13 protein-coding genes are annotated in these 18,090 nt (G+C 74.0%); 2 read left to right on the top strand and 11 right to left on the bottom strand.

The annotated features are described in order from the left end of the window. Position 1: 1 nt before the first annotated feature. From AB0J57_RS06730 to AB0J57_RS06695, 8 genes are all read right to left on the bottom strand, one after another. Entirely contained in the window at positions 2-991 is a 990-nt protein-coding gene (locus AB0J57_RS06730) for a thiopeptide-type bacteriocin biosynthesis protein (RefSeq protein WP_366126909.1), read from the bottom strand. A 354-nt stretch (positions 992-1,345) separates the two neighbouring features. Further along, positions 1,346-2,146, bottom strand: a complete 801-nt coding sequence (locus AB0J57_RS06725; protein ID WP_366126908.1) for a VOC family protein — start codon at positions 2,144-2,146, stop codon at positions 1,346-1,348. Next, entirely contained in the window at positions 2,140-3,222 is a 1,083-nt protein-coding gene (locus tag AB0J57_RS06720) for a serine hydrolase domain-containing protein (RefSeq protein WP_366126906.1), read from the bottom strand. Before AB0J57_RS06720 ends, AB0J57_RS06725 begins: the two co-directional genes overlap by 7 nt. Further along, positions 3,219-4,160: a hypothetical protein gene (locus AB0J57_RS06715; RefSeq protein WP_366126905.1), complete on the bottom strand. Its 942-nt coding sequence runs from the start codon at positions 4,158-4,160 to the stop codon at positions 3,219-3,221. Before AB0J57_RS06715 ends, AB0J57_RS06720 begins: the two co-directional genes overlap by 4 nt. Then, complete coding sequence (locus AB0J57_RS06710) at positions 4,157-5,173, bottom strand: hypothetical protein (RefSeq protein WP_366126904.1); 1,017 nt, start codon at positions 5,171-5,173, stop codon at positions 4,157-4,159. Before AB0J57_RS06710 ends, AB0J57_RS06715 begins: the two co-directional genes overlap by 4 nt. After that, a complete protein-coding gene (locus tag AB0J57_RS06705) occupies positions 5,170-5,880 on the bottom strand; it encodes a hypothetical protein (RefSeq protein WP_366126902.1) in 711 nt (236 codons plus the stop codon). Before AB0J57_RS06705 ends, AB0J57_RS06710 begins: the two co-directional genes overlap by 4 nt. Positions 5,881-5,891: 11 nt before the next feature. Continuing rightward, positions 5,892-6,080 (bottom strand): hypothetical protein, encoded by a 189-nt coding sequence (locus tag AB0J57_RS06700; protein ID WP_366126901.1) that lies wholly within the window; start codon positions 6,078-6,080, stop codon positions 5,892-5,894. 178 nt (positions 6,081-6,258) lie between these two features. Further along, on the bottom strand, positions 6,259-6,447 hold the full coding sequence (locus AB0J57_RS06695; protein WP_366126900.1) for a hypothetical protein: 189 nt from the start codon (positions 6,445-6,447) through the stop codon (positions 6,259-6,261). Positions 6,448-6,709: 262 nt separating this feature from the next. Here AB0J57_RS06695 and AB0J57_RS06690 point away from each other — a divergent pair, with 262 nt between their 5' ends. Further along, complete coding sequence (locus AB0J57_RS06690) at positions 6,710-8,287, top strand: hypothetical protein (RefSeq protein ID WP_366126899.1); 1,578 nt, start codon at positions 6,710-6,712, stop codon at positions 8,285-8,287. Between the two features lie 13 nt (positions 8,288-8,300). On the opposite strand, the gene AB0J57_RS06685 is transcribed toward AB0J57_RS06690, so the two are convergent. Further along, positions 8,301-10,211 carry a glycoside hydrolase family 15 protein gene (locus tag AB0J57_RS06685; protein WP_366126898.1) on the bottom strand — a complete coding sequence of 637 codons (1,911 nt, stop codon included), beginning with the start codon at positions 10,209-10,211 and terminating at the stop codon, positions 8,301-8,303. A 1,018-nt stretch (positions 10,212-11,229) separates the two neighbouring features. Here AB0J57_RS06685 and AB0J57_RS06680 point away from each other — a divergent pair. Next, positions 11,230-12,333, top strand: coding sequence for a glycosyltransferase (locus AB0J57_RS06680; protein ID WP_366126897.1), 1,104 nt, complete (start codon positions 11,230-11,232; stop codon positions 12,331-12,333). A gap of 10 nt (positions 12,334-12,343) precedes the next feature. Here AB0J57_RS06680 and AB0J57_RS06675 read toward each other — a convergent pair whose 3' ends face one another. Then, a complete protein-coding gene (locus tag AB0J57_RS06675; protein WP_366126896.1) occupies positions 12,344-13,126 on the bottom strand; it encodes a class I SAM-dependent methyltransferase in 783 nt (260 codons plus the stop codon). Then, positions 13,123-18,009 (bottom strand): aminotransferase class I/II-fold pyridoxal phosphate-dependent enzyme, encoded by a 4,887-nt coding sequence (locus AB0J57_RS06670; RefSeq protein WP_366126894.1) that lies wholly within the window; start codon positions 18,007-18,009, stop codon positions 13,123-13,125. Before AB0J57_RS06670 ends, AB0J57_RS06675 begins: the two co-directional genes overlap by 4 nt. Positions 18,010-18,090 lie beyond the last annotated feature (81 nt).

Here is an 18,090-nt window from a genome sequence, read left to right as displayed (position 1 = left end):
GTCAGCAGGCCCCTTCGTCGCAGGCGGCAGCGGGGTCGTCGTGGCCGTCGGAGGCGAGCGCCTCGGTCAGCAGGCTCTGGCGGGCGGTCGAGAACCGGCCCCGGTTCCAGTGGAAGATGACGTAGTGGGCGGCGGCCCGGCGGGGGCCGACGACCGCGTCACCGGCCTCGAAGTAGCCGGTCCGCCAGCGCGACGCGGCCCGCCGCAGGGCGTCCTGGTGGTCGCGCAGGCCGCCCCGCCAGGTCTTGGGGAGTGCGTCGAGCTGTTCCTCGCAGGTCAGGTTCCAGTACGCGCGGATGCCGGCGGCCGCCCGCCGGCGGGACGCGTCGTGCAGGCCGCCGACGAGGCGGCGCCCGGTCTCCTCCCGTACGACCTGCCAGACCCCCCGGTGCTCCCAGCCCACGACGCCCAGGCCGTCGAGGACGGCGCGCAGCAGGGTGAGGGAGACCCGCCAGTCGGCGGGGGCCTCCTTGTCCGGTGCGGCGTGGTGGTCGAGCCACGCCAGCGAGTCGGCGGTGAACAGGGCGTGCACCAGGGGCATGGCGCGCGGGCCGCCGAACAGGTAGGTCTCGGGCTCGTACACGCCCTCCGCGGGGCTGGTCCACGCGCCGTCCTGGCGGTCGAAGCGGCGGAGGAGTTCGGCGCGCAGGGCGGCCACGCCGGCCGGGCGGGGGGCGTGGAAGCGGATGCGCAGGCCGGGCGGCTTGTGCATGAAGAAGAAGTCGTTCGCCCAGCCGCAGCCGGTGAGTTCGTGGCCGGCCTCGGCGAGCCGCCGGTACAGGGCGGGCCAGGCGTCCGGCCACGGGGCGAGGCCGAGCTGGACCCAGCCGGTCTCCGGCACGTCGTCGCGCAGGGCCCGCAGCCCGGCGGTCAGGAAGGTGCGTCGGGCCGCGGCGTACGCGGCGCCCTCGGCGGCGAGCGGCAGGGTACCGAGGGGTGCGCTACGCGCGTCCTGGAGGCAGTCGGCCAGCAGTCGCTCGACGTCCACCATGCGGCTCCTCCGGGAGTGTGTCGCGTCCTGTGTCGCTTCCTCCCAGTGGATGTCCGGGCCGCCGTCGTCCGAAAGCACGACAAAAGCTAGTCATACTATCAACTGAGGTGCGCGGGCGCGGTGTTGAGCGACCCGCACCTACCGGCGCACACGCCAGCGGGCACCGCGACGCCCGGCGGGCGCGGAGCCCACGGGATGCCCCCGATCGCCGGGTGGCACGCCCACGCCCTGCATGGTGAGCATGCCGGAGGCGTGCAACCCCAGGGCGTGACCGGCCAGTTCGCCGGGCGGTCGGTGCTGTACTGCCGCTCGGACGCGCCGGCGAGGCGCTGGTGCGGGCGCAGCGGCCGGGTGTCAGGCCGTGGACGGGTCGCCCTTGATGAGGGCGAAGGTGGCGCCCGCGGGGTCCTTGAGCATGGCGAGGCGTCCGACGCCCGGCAGGTCGGTCGGCGGGACCAGGGCCGTGGCGCCGTGGCCGGTGGCGGTGTCGAAGGTGGCGTCGCAGTCGGCCGTGCCGAAGTACGGGTACCACGCGGAGCCGGGGGCGGCCGCGGGGCCTTCCTCGGGCCGCCGCATGATGCCGCCCTGCCCGGGGTCGCCGGCCTTGCCGCCGCCGGGCGAGGAGACGACGGAGTAGACCATGCCGCCGCCCATGTCCATGTCCTGGTACTCCCAGGAGAAGACCGAGCGGTAGAAGTCCTTCGCGGCCGGCACGTCGGTGCTCTGGAGTTCGGTCCAGCACAGTGTGCCGGGCTCCATGACCGTCTCCAGTCCCTTGGTGTCGCCCGGCTGCCACACGGCGAAGCCGGCGCCGGTGGGGTCGGTGAAGGCGGCCATCCGCCCGGCGGTGAAGACGTCCATCGGCGGGACGCGTACGGTACCGCCCGCCTGCCCGACGGCCTTGGCGGTGGCGTCGGCGTCGCGGGTGTGGAAGTACGGCGTCCACGCGGGGCTCGCGCCCTCCTCGGTGAGCGGCCCGAGAGCGGCGACCGTGCCGCCGTCGCGCTGGAAGAACCCGTAGCCGCCGGCGTCGGGGCCGGCGGACTGGAACGTCCAGCCGAACACGGCGGAGTAGAACGCGACGGCGGCATCGGTGTCGGGGGCGCCGAGGTCGATCCAGTTGGGGGTGCCGGGCGCGAAGTCGGTCGTCAGCATGGGTGGTCCTCCGATGTGCCGGGCGATGGGCCGGGCGATGAGCTGAGCAGCGCGTAGGCGGTCGGGACGAGGGCGTCCTCGCGACGGTAGCGGCGGGTGGAGAGGGCGACGAGCGCCGTGCCCGTGTCGGGGCGAAACCCGAGGAAGGCCACCTGCCCGCTGGTCGCCCCGATGTGGAAGTACATGGTCGCGCCGCCGTCGGCCGGGTGCTGGAACCAGGCCAGCGTGTGCGTGTGCGCGTGTCCGATGCCGCGGCGCAGCAGCGGGCGGCGCACCTCGCGCAGGGCGGCCGTGAGCGGGGAGCCGTCCGGGCGCCGGGGCGCCTCCAGGTGCGCCTCGAGGAAGGTGAGCAGGTCGTGCGGGGTGGCGCGGAGGGCGCCGGCCGCCTGGAAGCCGCCGATGCGCAGGGGCGGGACGGGGGTGGTGCCGTCGGTGCGGTGGCCGGTGGCGTCGGTGCCGGGGACGGCGGGGCCGGGGGCGGCGGGGCCGGGGGCGGCGGGACGCAGTGCGGTGTCGTGGAGCCCGAGGGGGCCGAGGACCCGGTCGGTCAGGAGCCGTTCCCAGGGGGTGGCGGTGGCGGCTGCGAGGGCGTGCCCGAGGACGGCGACCGCGAAGTTGGAGTAGCGCCACCGGGTGCCGGGCCGGTGGCGGAGGCGGGCTCGGAAGAAGGCGCGGACGACCCGTTCGGGCGGGTAGTGGGCGTAGGGGTTGGTGAACCAGCGGGGCAGGGCCTGGGGGTAGAAGTCGGCGGGCAGCGGGGGCAGTCCGGAGGTGTGGGTCATCAGGTGCCTCACGGTGGCGGGGTGCCGGCCGGGCGGCCTGCCCGGGTCCAGGAGGGAGGCGGCCGGGTCGTTGCCGGACAGCACGCCGCCCTGGATCAGGTCGGCCAGCAGCAGGCCGGTGAACGTCTTGGACGCCGACCCGATCTCGTACCGCAGCCGGTCACGCGGGACGGGCGGGGGCGGTGCGGTGCCGCCGCAGCGGACGGTGCGGCGGCCGTGCCGGGAGAGGGCGAAGACGACGTCGGGTGCGTCGACCGCGCGTACGGCTTCGTCGAGGCTCCCGGCGTCGGTCATGCGGGCGCCTCGGCGGTGAGCTGCCCCAGGGCGCGCGACATCGCCAGTACGGAGGCGAAGGCGGCGACCAGCGTGGAGTGGTACACGATGTCGAAGACGTCCTCGGGGTCGCCGTCGGGCATGGCTCCCAGGGCGGGCACGGCACCGTCGGGCTGCTGGGCGGCGGCGAGGCCCTCCCAGGCGGCCGCGTCCAGCGTGGGGCGGGGCAGGCAGGCGTCGACGACGAGCAGCTCGCCGAGCAGGTCCCAGCGTTCCAGGTCCAGCCAGTCGTCCAGCCAGACGGGCAGCCACAGGGCCAGGTGGTCCGCGATGGGGAGCGGCAGACCGCCGGGGTTCTCGCCCCAGTCGGTGAGGTGGAAGACGGTGTGGGTGATGTCGTACCCGATACGGGTGTCGACCGTCCACGGTTCGGGTGTGCGGGCGAGCCAGGTCCTGCTGAAGGCCTCGTCCTCCGGGAGGCTCGGCGGCAGTCCGAAACGGCGCTCGAACGTGCTGAGGCAGAGCCTCCGGACGGGCAGCACCTCCAGGCCCGCCCAGGAGGCGAGCCGGTGGTTGAGGCGGACCGCCCGCTCCAGCTCCGGCTGGCTGTAGCCGAGTTCGCGGAAGGGGACGTACACCTCGAAGGGGATCGGGGAGATCGGTTCCACGCGCTGGCCGCGTACCAGCATCCGGCCGCCGTCCAGGACCTCGCGCCAGGCGTGGTCGAGCAGCTTGCGGGCGAGGTCGGCCTGGCGGGAGCCGGCCACTCCTTCGCGGAAGAGCACCGTGCAGATCACGGCGAGCTCTCCGACCGGTTTGAACCGCTCCAGGAAGCCGGTCTCCGGGTCGGCGTCCGGTTCCAGCCGGAATCCGTCGCGGTGCTCGTAGAGCCACTCGATGGCGCCCACACCGACCGTGTGGACGAGTCGGGTGTCGGCGGCGGTCGTTTCGGCGGTCATTCCGGCGCTCCTGGGCGGGGTGTCACGTCGGTGTTCCGGTCGCCACGGCTACGGTCGTCACGGCTCGGGTCGTCACGGCCCCGGTCCTCGGGGCGCCGGGCGGCGGTCAGGGTGGCGGCGAACGCGGCGACCAGAGTGGAGTGGTAGCAGTTGCGGAAGATTCTGGGGACCTCCTCGCCCTGCGGTCCGTGTCCCACCTCCGTGAGCGCGCCCGTGGCGTCCTGGGCCCCGGCCACCGCCCGCCAGGCGTCCTCGGTGAGCTCCGGTGACGGAGGCTCGGGCAGGGCGGCCGCGACGGCGAGCAACTCGCAGCACAGGTCCCAGTGCTGGGCCTCCACGCAACTGTCGAGCCAGGCGGGGAGCCACGTCTCCAGGTACGCCGCGATGTCCGCCGGTACGCCGTGCACGTCGTGGCCCCAGTCCGTGAGGTGGAAGACCACGTGGGTGAGCGTGTACCCGGCGGCCTGCTCGAACATCCACGGCTCGGGCAGGCCGCCCAGCCAGGTGGTGCGCAGGACGGTGGAGAGCGGCCGGTGGGGGGTGAGTCCCGTGCGGCGCTCGGAGTTGAGGATGCTGAGCAGCCGGTTGGGCAGCAGTTCCGCCGTCCGCCAGCTGCGAGTGCGCACGACACCGGCGGCGAACTCCTCGTACGCCGGGTGTCGCAGACCGCCGGAGGCGAACGCGGCGTACACCTCGAGCGGGTACGGGGCACAGGGTTCGAGCCGTTGCAGGTCTAGGAAGAGCGCCCCGTCGCCGGTCTCGCGCCAGGCGTGGTGGAGCAGGTCGGTGGCGGTGTCGTGCAGGAAGGTCCCGGGGCGGGTGTGGCTGCGGACGCAGACGCACATCTGCGCGAGTTCGCCCAAGGGCTTCCAGGACCGGTTGACGTCGCCCCCCGCGCCCAGGGCGTCGTCCCCCAGCCGGAAGCCGGCGCGGTTGTCGGACAGCCAGCCCAGGGCGGCCTCGGCCAGCCGCCGTACGTCCGTGAGCCCGGCCGGTGCCGCCGGTGCCGTCACAGCGGCCCCGTCCCGGCGGCGGCGCGCAGCAGGCGCGCAGCGTGCAGCTGGAGCGCCACGCGGGGGTTGTCGGCGACCATCTGGGCGACGAAGTCCAGCCCGGCGTCCAGCCCCAGTGTGTCGGGTACGCCGTCGAGCACGGCCAGCCAGCGACCGGCGCCCGCCGCCTGGAGCCAGCCCCGGCGCCGTACGGCCCGGACGAAGCCACGGGCGACGTCCACGGTGCGGCGCTCGGCGACGCGTGCGACGGCGGTGTCGGCGGAGGGGACGGCGAGGGCGGCCAGGAGGGCCAGGTGGTGAGTCAGCGCCTGCCAGGGCAGGTCCTCCAGCCAGGTGGTGTCCGGCTCCGCGCCGTCGGGCCACCCGCCGGCGGCCGGGGCGCCCAGGTCGGCGAGGGTGCGGGTCATGGCCCAGTGGCTCCAGCGGGATCCGGCCGAGGCGTCGGGCCCGGGAGGGTAGGCGAGGACCGCCTTCTCGCACACCGCGAGGTCGACGGCGGCGGGAGGGACGCGGTGCAGGACGCTCGGCAGCAGGACGTCCGCGCCCACGACGCGTACGGCCGCGAGGCCGAGGTCGTCGTCCCCGATGGTGACCGCCGTGCCGGCGGAGACCGGAGAATGGCCCCCGCTCGCCAGAGCGGAGACCAGTTGGGCGGAGAGGTCCCGCACAGCGCCCGCCAGTGGGGTCGAAGTGCCGTTCTCCTCCATGCAGTTGCTCCTCAGCCCTTCTTGGGGCGTGGCGCCGGAGGGGCCAGCAGGAGCTGGACCTTTCCGCCCTGGAGGGCCAGAGCCGCGCATTCACGGGTGTCGCGGTAGAAGCCTTCGGCCTCGCCCGGGTTGAGGGCCTCTTCGATGTCGTTGTCCAGGACCCTGGTCCGGTCCCGGAGCTCTTGGTCGGTCGACGTCATGCCACCATCCCTGGATATGGAGAGGAAAATTTGATTCCACTTCTAGTGGAACCCGGTGCCGCGGGGGACGCAAAAGATCCGCGGCCTCCTTCGGGGGACCCGCCTGGCGCGGGTGCGACAAGCGGGCGGGCCCCCGACCGCCGAGCGAAAGCTCGCGCGAGCGGAGGCCACTGCCCGTTCAACCCTTCTTCGGCCGCGGCGTCGGAGGCGCCAGGAGCAACTGCGCCTTCCCGCCCTGGAGGGCGAGGAGCCCGCATTCGCGGGTGTCGCGGTAGAAGCCTTCGGCCTCGCCCGGGTTGAGGGCCGCTTCGATGTCGGTGGCCAGCACCTTCGTCCGGTCCTGGACCACGTGCTCGCGTGACGTCATGCCACCATCCCCTTATGCGGAAAGGAATGCTTTCTTCCACTTCCAGTGGAACGCAGTCCGGCACGACGTGCAAACTGCGAAAGCGCAACCATTCCGTACACGCTTCAACCTCCGGAACCCGGGCGGGTACTCCGTCCGCCCTTCCCGGATGGCGCAATTGACCGGCTTGCCCATTAGATGGAGCAAACCCGCTGCGCCCGAGCGGCGCACGACGACCGACACGGTGTGTGCCTCACCGGAGTCCGGCGAACGGAGCCACGCCATGACAACCGACGACACCACAACTCCCGCCTCGGCGGGGGCCCCTGACCGGGCGAAGCCACCCGACCCGCCCCACCCGTCGCGTGACGCGCGCGACCCGCGAGAGGCCGCGACCGGGCCCGTGGACGCCGCCTACGCGGACGCCGTACGCCTCGGCGCCGCGTCATCCGCCGGCGAAGCGCCGGCCGGGACGGCGGCCCCGGCCGCCCCCCACGCCGGGGCCGCCCAGGCCGGGACGACGCACACGAACGGCACGTACGGCACGCACACCAACGGCACGTACCCGGATGCCGTACGCCCCGGGACGGCGCCCCTGACGGGCGCGACACCCACGTCGCCCGCGTCGCCCGCGTCGTCCGCCGCGGTGCCGCCGCGCCCCGAGACCGCGCCGTTCGAGACCGTGCCGTTCGAGCCGCCACGCCCCCAGACGGCGCCTCCCGCCGAGCCCGATCCGGCCCCCCGGGCGGCGGCGCCGGTCCTGGACGCGCCCCCGCCGGACGCGCCCCCGTCGGACACGCCCCCCTCGGACGCGCCCCCGCCGGCCCCCGCCACGGAGGCCGCCGCACGCGCCGACGACGCCCCCGGCGCCCCTGCCGAAGGCACCCCAGCCGAGGCCGTGCGCGCCGGTGCGGGGCCGGTGGACGCCGCGCTGGTGGACGCCGTTCTGGCCGGTGCGAAGAGCGCGGCCGAGAACGGCGACGACAGCGACGAGCCCATAAGGACGCTGCTCTGGACGGCGGCCACCTACCGGCCGCTGGAGGAGGTCGCCGCGCTGGTGGCCCTGCTCAAGAGCACCGGAGCGGTATCCAGCCCCGCGGACGAGGCGCTGCGCGCGGCCGCTGTGGTGCGGCCCCTGGACGAGGTGCGGCAGTTGGTCGCGATGCTCAACGAGGCCGGGCACCCGCTCGACGAGGCCGATACGGCGCTGCGTGCGGCGGCCGTCGGCAGGCCGATCGAGGACGTCGCCGAGCTGGTGAGCATCCTCGGCACCGGTGACGCCGACGCCCGGCCGAGGCCGGCGCCCGGGCCCGCCGTGGGACAGAAGGCGGGCGACGGCAGCATCACCGTGCCCGAGAACCCCAACGTCCGGCCGCCCCGGTCCGCTTCGGTGACCGCGTCCGGCCAGCCGGCGCCGTCGCTGGAGAAGCCGGTCACCGTGGCGGACCTGGCCGGTGAGACCTCACCGGCCCTGCGCTCCGGCCTTCGCTGGCCGGCGGCGGCCGCCCTGCTCGCCTGCGGTGTCATCCACCTGCCGACGGACTTCGCGGGGCTGCGGTCCGGCGGGAACACGGACACGGTGGCCCTCGCCGTGACCCTGCTGTGCCTGGTGCTCGGCCTGTGGCTGGGTGCGCGGGACACCGTGCGGGTCTGGGCGGCCGCGGGCGCGACGGCCGTCGGGGTCGTCGCCCTGCACGCGGTGTCGGGCGGCAGCGCCTTCGAGCTGCTGGAGAGCAGTGTGGGCCGCTCGTTCGGCTGGGCGAGCGCCGTCGCCGTGATGTGCGCCGCGCTCACCGCGGCCATGGCCGGTTCGGCCCTGCTGCGCCGGCAGAGACAGCCCGACGCGACCAACGGAACATGACGGGCGACGCCCTTCAGCGGGCCGCCCTCACACGGGAGCCGCTCCCCGCGCGGCTCCCGTCGCCGTTCCCGTTCCCGTTCCCGCCGCCGCCGTCGCCGTTCCGGCCGCCGTGGCTGCCGTGGCCGTCGCGGCTCGTCGCGCGGGTGCCGTGCAGGGCGAACGCCGTGTTGACCAGAGCGACATGGCTGAACGCCTGCGGCAGGTTGCCGAGCTGGCGGCGGGAGACGGGGTCCCACTCCTCCGACAGCAGCCCGACGTCGTTGCGTACGTCCAGGACGCGTTCGAACAGCTCGCGGCCCTCGTCCCGGCGGCCGGTCATGGCCAGCGAGTCCGCGAACCAGAGCGAGCAGGCCAGGAACGTGCCCTCACCGCCGTGCAGTCCGTCCACCTCGTTCACCCGGCCCTCATCGCCCGTTTCGGCGTACCGGCGCAGGAAGCCGTGGTGGTCCAGCCGCCGGGCCGCCTCCAGCGTGCCGCGCAGCTTGCGGTCGTCGGGCGGGAGGAAGCCGAGCCGGGGCATCAGCAGCGCCGCGGCGTCGACCCGCCGCGAGCCGTAGTACTGCACGAAGCAGCCCTGTTCGTCGTCCCAGCCGTGGCGCAGGACGTCCTTGCGGATGTCCTGCCGCATCGCGCGCCAGCGCTCGGCCGATCCGCGCAGGCCGGCGACCCTCGCCATACGCAGCGCGCGGTCGGCGGCGACCCACGACATGACCTTGGAGTGGACGAAGTGGCGTCGCGGGCCCCGCACTTCCCACAGCCCCGCGTCCGGCTCCCGCCAGTGCTTCTCCAGGTACTCCATGAACGAAGCGATCAGGCGCCACACCTGGATGTCGATGGTGACCCCGGCGCGGAGCGCGGAGTAGATGGTGTTGAGCACCTCGCCGTAGACGTCGAGCTGGAGCTGGTCGACCGCGGCGTTCCCGAACCGTACGGGGCGCGAGTCCTCGTAACCGGACAGCCAGGGAGCGGTGGCCTCGACGAGCCGCCGCTGTCCGGCGAGTCCGTACAGCGGCTGGAGGTCGGACGGTTCGCCCGCGATGGCGCGCACCAGCCAGTCCTTCCAGGCGACGGCCTCCTCGCGGTATCCGGAGCGCAGCAGGCACGAGAGCGTGAAGGTGGAGTCGCGCAGCCAGCAGAAGCGGTAGTCCCAATTTCGTTCGCCGCCCAGGAATTCCGGGAGGGAGGAGGTGACGGCCGCGACGATTCCGCCGGTGGGTTCGTAGGTGAGCGCTTTCAGGGTGATGAGGGAACGGACGACTTCGTCGCGCCACGGACCCTGGTACAGGCATTTCGCGGCCCAATTGCGCCAGAATTCCAGGGTGCCGTCCAGTGCCGCCTCGGGGTCCGCGAGGACGAGTGCGGGAAGGTGCGAAGGGCTCCAGCCGAGGACGAAGGTGACCCGCTCCCCCGCCGAAACCGAGAACGCGCACGAGGTACGGGATTTGGTGACGGACATGTCCACCGGGGCGTCGGTCTTGAGCAGCGTCGAGTCGGGGCCCGCCACCGCGGCCACCGTCCGGCCGTCGACCGTGCGGGTCCAGGGGACGATGCGTCCGTTGTCGAAGCGCAGGCTCATGTCCCCGCGCATGTCCACCCGTCCGGACACGCCCTCCACTCGCCGCACGACCTGCGGAAGCCCGCCCCGGGGCGGCATGAAGTCGGTGACCTTCACGGTCCCGCCGGCGGTCTCCCAGACGGTTTCGAGGACGAGCGTGTCGGGGAGGTACGAGCGCCGGCTGCACGTCTCCCGCCCGGCGGGGGCGATACGCCAGTGGCCGTTGTCCTCGGTGCCGAGGAGCGCGGCGAAGCAGGCGGGGGAATCGAAACGTGGCACGCACAGCCAGTCGATCGCCCCGTCCTTGCCGACGAGGGCCGCCGTTTCAAGGTCTCCGATGAGGGCGTAGTCCTCGATTCGCCCGGCCATGACAGGAATTCTAGTCCCGGTCCCCCCGGGCGGCGGGAAGCATCCCGCAACCGCATGACTTGCCAGCCCTCTCCATGGTTTTCCACTCCTGAATTGACGGGCCCTGGGGGGTGTGCTACGGATGGAAAAAGCAGGCCAGTTCCTGGCAGGCACGTCGCAGGAAGAGGTCCCTCGTGTCCTCCGTCCAGGCGCGCCGGAATCCGGCGCCTTATGCTCCGCACCCGCTGCGACGGGTGACGGACTGGCCTGTCGCCGCGGCCCCTGTCTCCGACCAGGCCGGCGCCCATCCCGCACGCCGGGTCTCCGACCGTCTGGCGCTCGCCGCCACCGCACGGTGCGCGGCCGTGCGCAGGCCGCGTTCCGCGCCACGTCGCCGCCGCAGCCGCGCCGTCGCCTCGCACGCCACGGCACGGCGTCGCGACGACGATTGCGACGGCGATCCGGAAGGCGGCCGCGACGGCGGTACAGCCCCCGGGGCCCGTCCCGGCGCGGCACGTCCTGGCGCGGCACGTCCTGGCGCGGCACGTCCCGGCGCGGCACGTCCCGGCGCGGCACGTCCCGGCGCGGCACGTTTCCGCGCGGCACGTCCCGGCGCGGCACGTTTCCGCGCGGCACAAGGGGCACAGGCTCCAGGGGCGCATTCCACCGCGGCCGGTGACGTCGCGGCTCTTCGGTACCGGGCGCTGCTCACGGGCAGGTTCGCCCTCCTTCGCGTGCTCGCCGTCGCCCTCTCCACCGGCGTGGGGTACGGGCCCGGGCACGTGACCACGATCCATGTCAGGTGGCCGCAGGTTCGCGGGCGGATGCGGACGCTCCGCGCTGCGGCCGCCATCCCCGGGGAAGCGATGCCGAGACCGGCCGCCGGCCGGCCGCGGGCGTACGCGCTGGTGCCTCGCGACGCCCGCTCGCCGACGGCCTTCGGCATCGCGGCGCCGCTGTTCCCGGTCCGGTGCTGGTCCCACCGGACCGGGAACGCCGTCGCCCCCGGGCCCCTCACGCTCCGACGGCCGGCCCGGCCATGACCGCCGGGGCGCGCCGCGCGCGCGTGCTGCTGCTCACCAGCGGCCCCCTCGACCGCCGGAACGGGGCCGACACCGAGCTCGCCACGGCCGTCGCGGAGGCGGTGGCGGACGTGGACTTCACCTGGTTCGCCCGGTGGCCACGGCGGCGCGGCCAACGGCCCGTCGCGCGCGGCCGGCCGGTGCCCCTGCCCGTCCCGGACGTCCTGCCGCAGGGCCTGAAGCGGCTCCAGACGGCCGCCGCCGGAGTGGTGCTGGCCCGCCGGGTCGACCTCGTCCATGTGGTGCTGGCCATCGACGACGCCTTTCCGCTGTTCTCCCGGCTGTGGCCGCCGTTGCTGCGCGGCACGCCGGTGCTGCACACCGTGCCCGGCGTGCATGACCCGCGGCTGCCGCGCCGGTCGCGTCCGCTCGGCCAGACGGTGGCGCTGTCCTCGGCCACCGCGAGGGAGCTGAGCGCAGCCGGCTTCGGCCACGTGCTGGTGGTGCCGCCGGTGGTCCGGCTGGACCGGTGGCCGTACATGCCGCGCCCGTCGGGGCCCACGCCCAGGGTGCTGGTCGTCGGCCACCACGGCCCGCACGGTGGCGCCGAGGAGGCCGTGCGGGCGGCCGGGGTGGCCGCCAGGGCCGGGGCGCGGTTCCGGCTGACGCTGGCGCTGCGCCCCCGCCCCGGTCACCACGTCCGGGCGTACGGCGCCTCGGTACTGGCCCTGGCGGAGCGGGAGGGGCTGCGGGACGTGGAAGTCCTCGGGTACGTACCGGACATGCGGGAACTGGTCGCGTCGGCGGACGTGCTGTTGTTCGTGCCGCGCGTGCTGGGCGTCAAGTCGGACGTCCCGCTGACCGTGCTGGAGGCGCTGAGCACCGGCCGTCCGGTGATCGTGGGCGACCACCCGCAGTTCGCCGCGCTCGGTGACACCGTGCTGCGGGCGCCGGTCGGCGACGCGCGCCGCACCGGCCATCTGCTGCGCCAGTTGCTGGACCGGCCGCACTGGTGGCAGGTGCTCTCGGAGCAGGGCCGGGCCACGGTGGAGGAGCGCTTCGGGCCCGAGCGGTTCGCGGCGCGGTACACCGGCCTCTACCGGGAGTTGCTGGACCGCTGAGGTCACGCCGCTACTCGTCGTCGTCGGCCGGTATCCGCGCCGCCTGGAGCAGCACCATCCCCGTGTCGCCGTAGTCCGGCAGCGTGGGGTCCTTGTCGACGCGGGTGACCTGGAGCCGCTCGGTGTGCGGGGCGAAGACGTGCCGTACCGCGGCCGTGTCCACGGGGAAGGCGGGCCAGGTCAGGCCGGCGCCGATGTGGTAGCTCGGCATGTTCTCCATGAACGCGGCGACGAGGTGCCCTCCGGGGCGTACGGCGTGGATGAAGATGCCGCACAGTCCGGCGAATTCGTCCGCGTCCTCGGTGACGCTCTCGGCGACGAAGTTCATCGACGCCAGGTCGTAGGCGCCGGCCGGGACGGCGGTCGCGTCGGCGTGCAGCACCCGGACCCGGGAGAGGGCGTCGGTGAGGTTCGCGGGCAGTCGTGGGTCGAGTTCGCGGCACAGCGCGTAGAACTGGTCCCAGCTCGGGTCGGGGTGGTCGAGCTGGCCGGCGAGGTAGGCGACGTTGGCGGCGCTGGGTTCCAGGGCGTCGATCCGGCGGGCGACCGCGGCGGCGGGCATCAGCGGGTACAGATTGGGGCCGGCGCCGAACTCCAGGGAGCGGGCGACGCCGTCGGCGGGGAACTGGCGGTAGAAGGCCGAGTGGTGGCGGATGACGGCCGCGTCGGAGGCGTGCATGCGCCGGTAGTTCTCGGCCAGGTAGGCGGTGACGGGCCACTGGTCCCAGTCCGCGTCGGCGTTGAAGCGGTGGCGGCGGGGCGGCAGGCCGTCGTCGTAGCGGGGGTCGGTCACGGCGACCACCCCTCGGGCGGTGTGGTCGCGGACAGGTGCTGCTGGAGCGGGAAGCGGTCGGCCAGTTCGGTGAGCGTGTGGTTGAGCTGCTCGATGTGCTCGTCGGTGTTGAGCGCGGTGACCTGGATGCGGAAGCCGACCTGCTTGCGCGGTACGAGCGGGTAGCCGGCGAGCGTGACGTAGATGCCGTGGTCCCACAGGAAGTCGCCGACCGCGTCGAGGTCCCAGCTATCGGCGAGCGGGATCTCGATGATGGGCAGTCCGTCGGTGTTCGGCGTGGCGACGCCGAGGCTCCGCACGTGGTCCAGGATGCGCTGCGTCTTGCGGTGCAGGTCGGCGCGGATGGCGTCGCCGCGCCGGGCGTTGACGTCGAGCCCGGCGAGGACGGTCGCGAGCGATGCCGTCGGTGAGGGGCCGGAGTACAGGTAGGGCCCGGCCGCGACCTTGAGGTGCGCCTTGAGGTCGGGGGGCGCGGTGACGAACGCCAGGAGCGAGGAGTACGACTTGGAGAACCCGGCGACCAGGATGATGCCGTCGTACGACTCGGCCATGTGGCGCACGATGCTGTTGCCCTGGGAGCCGTACGGCGAGGTCTCGCCTGGGCCGCGTTCGCCGATGATGCCGAAGCCGTGGGCGTCGTCGACGTACAGCAGGGCCTCGTGGGCCCGGCAGATGCGGGCCAGTTCGGGCAGGTCGGGGAGGTTCCCGGTCATGCTGTTGACGCCGTCGATGCAGACGAGGCGGGCCACGCCGGGCGGGGCGGAGGCGAGCAACTGCTCGAGCTCGTCGGGGCGGTCGCCGTGGAAGCGCCGTACCGACGCGCCCTGTCCCCGGGCGACCATGCAGCCGTCGTACATGGTGCGGTGGGCGCGGGCCTCCACGCACACCTGGCCGCCCGCCGCGAGGACGGGGATCACGGAGGAGTGGATGAGGGTGATGGTCGGCAGCAGGAGGGTGTCCGGGGCGCGCAGCAGGCCAGCGAGCCGTTCCTCGATGTCGGTGTAGAGGCGCGGGTTGCCGATGAGCCGGGACCAGCTCGGGTGGGTGCCCCAGCGGCGTACGTAGGGCGCGATGGCGTCCATGATCTCGGGGTCGAAGTCGAACCCGAGGTAGTTGCAGGAGGCGAAGTCGGCCAGCCACTGGTCGCCGCAGCGGATGCGCCGGCCGTGGACCTCGTCGATGACCGCGTCGCACATGCGGCTGGACTTCTGGAGGCGCGACAGGTCGCCGACGCGCTGCTCGCCTCGGGCCACCGGGTGGGTCACGGTCCGCCGCTCGCCGCGCCTGCCGACGAGGGAGGACGCCTGGCTCTCGCCGGACACGGACAGGAAGCGCCGGGACTCGTCGGCGGTCATCGGCCGGGCGAAGAGGTAGCCCTGGCCGAAGCTGCACCCCATGGCACCGAGCAGGTCGCGCTGGCCGGCGTTCTCGATGCCTTCGGCGATCACCTGGAGGCCGAGGACGTCGGCGATGCGGACGATGCCCTCGACGAGCGCGACCTGCTGGCCGTCGGTGACGATGTCGTCGATGAACGACTTGTCGACCTTCAGGACGTCGATGGGGAACTCGCGCAGGTAGCTGAGCGAGGAGAACCCCGTACCGAAGTCGTCGATCGCGATGGAGACGCCGAGGCGCTTGAGCGTCCGCATGGCCATGCGGATCTGCTCGTCGCGGCGCATCAGGACGGACTCGGTGATCTCCAGGACGAGGGAACCGGGCGCGAGCCCGGATGTGTCGACGACCCGTCGCACGTCCTCGACGAAGCCCGGGTCGATGAACTGGCGTGCGGAGACGTTGACGTTGAGGCACAGGGGCGGGGTGCGGGGGTGGTCGCGCTGCCAGCGGGCGACGTCGCCCGCGGCGCGTTCGAGCACCCAGGCGCCGAGCGGCATGATGTGCCCGGTCTCCTCGGCGAGGGTGATGAACTGGTCGGGCGGCACGAGGCCGCGCCGGCGGGGCCAGCGGATCAGCGCCTCGAAGCCGGCGACCGCGCCGCCGTTGATCTCGACGATCGGCTGGTAGCGGACGGCGAAGGCCTCTTCGTTGATGGCGCTGTCCAGGCCGGCCTGGAGCTCGTGCCGCTCGACCATGCCGGCGTGCAGGTCGGGCCGGTAGCGCTGCCACTGGCCCTTCCCGGCGGTCTTCGCGGCGTACAGGGCGAGGTCGGCGTGGCCGAGGAGCTCCTCCGCCTCGTCGCTGTCGCGGGCCGTGGCCACGCCCACGCACGCGGAGACGCTGGTCGAGCCGGTGGTGAGGCGGAACGGCTCGTCGAGGGCGTCGACGACCTGTGCGGCGAGCCTCTCGGCGTCCTCGGGGCCCCTGGCGCCCTCCATCAGGATGGCGAACTCGTCGCCGCCCAGGCGGGCCGCGGTGTCGGTGCGCCGCAGTGCGGCGGTCAGCCGCCGGGCGACGGCGACGAGGAGCTCGTCGCCGACGGAGTGGCCCATCATGTCGTTGACGATCTTGAAGTCGTCGAGGTCGACGAAGAGGACGCAGCTGAGCGTCCCGTCACGGCGGCCGCGCAGCAGGGCGCGTTCGATGCGCTCCAGCAGCAGGACCCGGTTGGGCAGGCCGGTCAGCGAGTCGTGGAAGGCGCGGTGGGTCAGCTCGCGCTCCAGCTCACGCTGCTCGGTGACGTCCCGGAGGGTCAGCACGATGCCGTGGACGGTCTGTTCGTGGCGCAGGTTGCTGCACCGGACCTCGACGTCCAGCCGCTGGCCGTCGGGGCGCAGCACGCGCCAGTCGTCGTGGAGGTCCCGGGCGTCGCCGGACCGTACCCGCCGCAGCGTGCGGCCGGCCCGCTCGCGGTCCTGTCCGTCGACGAGCCGGGCCAGCGGGGTGCCGCTGAGCAGGGCGCCGCCGAACATTCCCTGGGCGGAGGGGCTGGCGTAGCGGACGGTGTCGTCGTCGTCGACGATCAGGATCACGTCGGAGGCGTTGTGCACGAGGGTGCGGAAGTACGCCTCGCTCCGGCGGCGGTTGATCTCCTCGCTGAGCCCGACGCGTTCGAGGGCCAGGGCGGCCTGCGAGGCGAGGGACTCGACCGACACGCCGAGCTGCTCCAGCCGGCGGCGCGGGCCCGCCACCAGGAGGGCGCCCATCAGGGGGTTGACCGCCTGGGGCGCCTCCAGCGTCAGGGGGCTGAGCATCACCCGCGTGGCCGGCGCCAGCGCCGCGGCCGCCTCCGGCCCGAGCGCGGCCACCTCCACGAGCCGCGTCCCGTCGACGAGCCGCCCCGGCGCGCCGGCCGCCTCGTGCCCGGCGGCGGCGGGTTGCCCGGCGGCGGCCGGTTGCCCGGCGGGCGCCGTCACCGGCCCGGCGGGGGGCAGGGGGCCGGCTGCGTGCCCCGCGCGGGGGACCTCTCCGGCGCGGCCCGGCGACCTGACCGGGGACGGCGCTCCGGCGAGGGGCCGGGGTTCGCGGGCGGGGCCGGGCCGTGTCCTGGGCGAGGGCGGGCCCGCGCCCAGGGGTGTGCGCGGCGGGGGCCCCAGGTCGGCGACAGGCCCCGGGCCGGGCCCGGCCCCCGGCTCAGCCGCCGGTCCGGCCGCCGGTCCCGGCTCAGGCGGGGCCTCGGGGGCCAGGGACGTGTCGGTGGCGGCAGGGGCGGAGGTGCCGACGGTGCCGAGGGCGTCGGCGGGGATGTCCAGGCTCCGGGTCCAGGGCCGTCCGGCGGTGGTCACGGGCCGCAGCCGCCGGTCGGCGTCCACGGCGAGCAGCACGGCCTGGTGCTGGACGTCGGCGCCGAACAGGGTGGCGGCGGCCGTCTCGACGCAGCGTGCGACGTCCCGGGGCGTGACCGCGCCGACGAGCGACGCGGCGGCCACGCGGAGGCTCCGCTCCCGGGTGACGGCCCGGCGGTGCTGCGAGACGAGCTCCCACAGCCGGGCCATGACCAGCAGGAACATCACGGCGGAGAACACGGCGATGATGGCGGCGTCCCGCACCGTACCGAGCAGTGCCTCGACCAGCAGCATGACGGGCGCGATGAGCGACGCCCCGGCGAGGACGGCGAGCCGGCGCTTGGCAAGCCCGGGCCCGGGCTGGGGCACCCGGTCGGTGAGCCGCACCATGGACGGATGCAGGGCGGCCAGGCCCCAGGCGGTGAAGAACACCACCCAGCCCAGGTCCATGTACGTGCCGACCCGCCAGGTGCCCTGGAGTTGCAGCAGCCCGTACAGGACGTCCGAGGTGAGGATGCCGCACGTACCGAGGGCGAGGAGCTGGACGGACCGCTCCCGTGTGCCGCCGAGGGTGAGCAGCCGGACCATCATGGCCAGGATCAGTACGTCGCCGAGCGGATAGGCGAGCGCGACCGCCTGCTGGATCCAGGTCTCGCCCCCGGCCATGGTGAGCGGGTTGATCAGGTGCACCCAGGACAGCAGGGCGAGCCCGGACGTGAGGATCAGGGCGTCGAGGAGGCTGGCGATGTCGCGGGACTCGGTGCGGTAGCGCATGAACCCGAAGAACCCGGCGGCGAACAGCGGATAGGTGGAGAGGTAGAAGACGTCCGCGATCGACGGGAACGGGTTGGTCTGGCCGAAGACCGATTCCAGGATGTTGTACGTGGTGTCCCCGGCGGTGAACGTCAGGTTCGCCGCGGCGAGCATCAGCCACGGCCAGCGTCTCGCGGGGCGGTGGACGCGGATGCCGATGAGGATCGCCGCGACCCCGGCCAGCCCGATCACGGCCCACATGCTCGTGTGCCGTTCCGGGACCGTCAGGTAGACGACGGTGAACGGGATCACGAAGAGGACGTAGAGCACCATCAGGCGGGGCGCGGAGACCGGTGACTGCTTCCGCCCGGTGACCGGGCCGGGCCCTCGGTCGGGCGCCTGCCTGCCGTTCGGCCGGAGCCACTGTCCCAGACGTGTGATCGGCTCCACGGTGACCTGCCGGTGGGTCTAGATTCGCCCGAACGGGTATATTTACGGCGTATATGTACACCTTGCTCCGCTACGTGACGA

It is taken from the genome of Streptomyces sp. NPDC049837, from assembly GCF_040674455.1.
In the GTDB taxonomy this organism is placed as follows: domain Bacteria; phylum Actinomycetota; class Actinomycetes; order Streptomycetales; family Streptomycetaceae; genus Streptomyces.
This window is presented reverse-complemented; position numbering and strand designations above follow the sequence as displayed.

What these genes read in the sequence shown, in the direction of transcription:
- AB0J57_RS06730 (WP_366126909.1), bottom strand. Translation starts at nt 991, where the DNA reads ATGGTGGACGTCGAGCGACTGCTGGCCGACTGCCTCCAGGACGCGCGT.
- AB0J57_RS06725 (WP_366126908.1), bottom strand. Translation starts at nt 2,146, where the DNA reads ATGCTGACGACCGACTTCGCGCCCGGCACCCCCAACTGGATCGACCTC.
- AB0J57_RS06720 (WP_366126906.1), bottom strand. Translation starts at nt 3,222, where the DNA reads ATGACCGACGCCGGGAGCCTCGACGAAGCCGTACGCGCGGTCGACGCA.
- AB0J57_RS06715 (WP_366126905.1), bottom strand. Translation starts at nt 4,160, where the DNA reads ATGACCGCCGAAACGACCGCCGCCGACACCCGACTCGTCCACACGGTC.
- AB0J57_RS06705 (WP_366126902.1), bottom strand. Translation starts at nt 5,880, where the DNA reads ATGGAGGAGAACGGCACTTCGACCCCACTGGCGGGCGCTGTGCGGGAC.
- AB0J57_RS06700 (WP_366126901.1), bottom strand. Translation starts at nt 6,080, where the DNA reads ATGACGTCGACCGACCAAGAGCTCCGGGACCGGACCAGGGTCCTGGAC.
- AB0J57_RS06695 (WP_366126900.1), bottom strand. Translation starts at nt 6,447, where the DNA reads ATGACGTCACGCGAGCACGTGGTCCAGGACCGGACGAAGGTGCTGGCC.
- AB0J57_RS06690 (WP_366126899.1), top strand. Translation starts at nt 6,710, where the DNA reads ATGACAACCGACGACACCACAACTCCCGCCTCGGCGGGGGCCCCTGAC.
- AB0J57_RS06685 (WP_366126898.1), bottom strand. Translation starts at nt 10,211, where the DNA reads ATGGCCGGGCGAATCGAGGACTACGCCCTCATCGGAGACCTTGAAACG.
- AB0J57_RS06680 (WP_366126897.1), top strand. Translation starts at nt 11,230, where the DNA reads ATGACCGCCGGGGCGCGCCGCGCGCGCGTGCTGCTGCTCACCAGCGGC.